The organism is Bacteroidota bacterium, assembly GCA_026391695.1.
Taxonomy (GTDB): domain Bacteria; phylum Bacteroidota; class Bacteroidia; order Bacteroidales; family JAGONC01; genus JAPLDP01.
The window spans coordinates 1-3,283 of sequence record JAPLDP010000054.1 but is presented as its reverse complement, the minus strand read 5'-3'; the positions used below and the strand labels follow the sequence as shown (position 1 = coordinate 3,283).

The 3,283-nt window shown below is 38.7% G+C and carries 2 protein-coding genes; both read left to right on the top strand.

Annotation, left to right across the window (positions count from 1 at the left end):
• Positions 1 to 106 precede the first annotated feature (106 nt).
• A complete protein-coding gene (locus NT175_07290) occupies positions 107 to 1,237 on the top strand; it encodes a hypothetical protein (GenBank protein ID MCX6234513.1) in 1,131 nt (376 codons plus the stop codon).
• Positions 1,215 to 3,283: C25 family cysteine peptidase (locus NT175_07285; protein ID MCX6234512.1), on the top strand; the 2,069-nt coding region annotated here is incomplete at its 3' end. The genes NT175_07290 and NT175_07285, both read left to right, overlap by 23 nt.

Genomic DNA, 3,283 nt, shown 5'->3' with positions numbered 1-3,283 from the left:
GTAAAGGAAACAATGTTCCGGCTGGAATTTATCTTTATAACATCAGCTATAACAACACTCCTTCCCAGTATAAAAAAGTATTATTCATTCACTAAACTCTCTTACAATGAAAAAGTCACCCTTACTTTTAGTTTTATGTTGCCTGACTGGCATCATGGTATCGGCTCATGACTGGGTAACCTTCACCCGGTCTAATCCCCAGCCTCCTGTTATCAATCTGATTCAATCCAACAACCAACAGGTACAATACACCGTGGAAGTTTGCGGAATGTTCAAAGAAAACCTTACCGAAGGAAGCGAAAACTTTCAAAGGATAGAAATACCATGCTCAGGAAAATTCGCTCAAACCGGCGAACCTGAACTTCCTTACATCCGGCAACTGATTGCCATACCCGAATGTGATAATGTTATTCTGACTGTCAATATTACCAGCCAGATTGATTTCAGCAACTACAACATATATCCTGCTCCTGATTACGAAGAAGTTCAGGGTCCGGGAAATTCGGTTTATCTGGAGGAAGTTTTCTCAAAAAATGAGGCTGTTTATGACCAAAACACTTATCTGCCCGGTATGAATGCCGAAATTGTTTCAACCGGCTATCTGCGCGGCCAGAAATACGCCGAGGTGTATCTGTATCCTGTACAGTTCAACCCGGTAACAAAACATATTATTGTTTATACAAATTACCATGTAAATCTTGGTTTTAGTAATCCCGCAACCAATGTAAACGTAAATACCGGTATTTTCAATAATGTGGCAACCTACACGTTTATAAACTATGTTTCAAGCGGGATCAGGGCAAGTATCAACGATAATATGGAGGGTAATGGAAATATAAATTGGATTGAACTTGATCATCCTGAAGATGCTGACGACATTATTGCCGATTACCTGATTATTTGTTCCGGGATTTTTTTCGAACCTCATAATTCAGATGTTTATAATATTGCCCTTCATCGTGCAACTTATAATGGATTTGATGTAGCCATATTAAATGCTGACAATATAATTTCAGATGATGTAAATTTCTTTTTTGAGGGCTTGAACCAGATTCCACCAGATTACACCCATATAAAAGAACAACGCATCCGTACCTGTATTCGACGTATTTACGAAGGAGCCAATGCGCTACACACATATGACGGCAAACTGGGTTATGTGCAATTGATTGGAGATGTCCCCCAAAATGGTATTAATGGAGTACCTGGTTCATATGATAACGTTTTTGTATTATGAATCGGAAGCCACCTTTTATGATGAATCTGAAGTCCCGCCGCCCAGAGGATGGCGGAACGAAACCGGAGTATTCGTACAAATTGATCCACACTATGATTATCACCAACCTTATCTTGAATTTATTGAGAGCCTGATTCCCTCATATTTTATCGTGGATGAAATTGACGGTGCAGAAGAAAATTATGAGGATCAAGTATATTCTGCATTGAATGAAGGTGTCGGGACCTTTACTTATTTTGGTCACGGTTATAAAAATGGATGGTCGACAATTTCTACGGATGATTTGGAATCCAATCTGATCAATGAATACAAAGCCCCTGTAGTACATGGTATTGCATGCGAATCAGGATATTTTGATTTTGGAAGCGATTGTTTTGGGGAAGCAATAACAACATACTCAGGAACAAAAGGTTTTACAGGTTATCTGGGAGCATGCAGGAGTGTGGGTTGTAAAGCTGATATTAACGATATTTGCTATCCGCCTAAATATTTCCAGGAACTTATTCCATATACTATTTTCAATGATTTATCACATATTACAGGTGAATATATCCTGGAAAGTAAGATGAGAAATGAAGCAAACGTACCAGAATATAAGTATGCATTTAATTTTTTTGGAGATCCTGCATTAAATATTATGGCTCAGGGATTTGAGGTAACCGATGATATTACTCTTCCTCCAATAACAACCATATCAACAAAAATAACTGTCAGAAGCGGGGTCACATTGACCGTTCCTACAGACGGGAATCTTCGTTTCGAAAATAACGGGAAATTGATCATTGAAGAGGGGGCTAATTTAATTTTTTGTCGAGATGACACAATCCATGCAGTATCAGGTATGGACAGTATCATCGTTTATGGAAACATCGCAATGGGAGGTGAATATGCAAGTAATAATTCGTTTCTGACAGAAGAAAATGCCTCCTTTGTCATCGAAATCAGAAATTATGATCTTGAACTGTCGATATATGGTGACCAGTTCACTGGGGTCACTTTATCAGCATATACTAAATCATTTTTAGTGGATAATTGTACATTTATTGATTCATACCTTAAATATTATAGAAATAATGACCAAACTTTTGAATTAACAAATTCGCAATTCACTAATTCAACAGTTATTGCATCCATTGGAGATATGGCTGCGACTGATAGGGGCACAGTTATTATTACAGGTTGCGATTTTGTAAATAGCATGGACGATGTAGTTATTAACATCGGACCCTATAAGAATTTTATGCTTTTACACGATACACTTATATACGATGCCGGAAATGGAATAAATATTCACACCTCAGGCTCCTCTGTCGGTCAGGACCATTATATTAAAGAATGTTCAATAGAATATAACATATCATCAACAGCAGATACCTCATGCGGCATTGAAATCTATCACAGTTATGCCGATATTCAGAACAACCTGATTAAAAACAATACATATGGCGTTGTATGCCTTGACAGGAGTAATGTGAGGCTTCTTGGCAATGAATCTGCACAATCAGCAGACGAAACCCAGCAAATCATTAATAATTCCCACAATCAAGTTTTTGCCATTGCAGGCAGCTTCCCCCATGAATTCCATTGGAATGTGATTTATAATAATCATCCAGGGCATGATACCTTGGTCACATACCATACCTGTATTATGCCGGGTAGCCCATTCCTTTATGTGGAATATAACTACTGGGGGCCAAATTTTAATCCTAATCATGACCTTCATCCGACAGGTAAATATATCTGGTCTCCTGTGTGGACTCCACCATGGATTAATCTTAAAAGTACAGGCGATGACGAGGTGTTATTCCATGGGGCTGAGCAGGCCATTATTGATGGTGATTATGCCGATGCTGAATCCGATTTCAAAGAAATCATCGAAAACTATCCTGACTCCAAATATTTGCAGGCTTCGGTGAAAGAGCTGCTTGCACTGAAACGTATTTATGACCACGATTTTACCGGGCTGAAAAGTTATCTGGATTCGGTTCCAACCTTACAGCAGGACACCGAAACGATGAACCTGACAGCACATGTTTCAAACTGGTG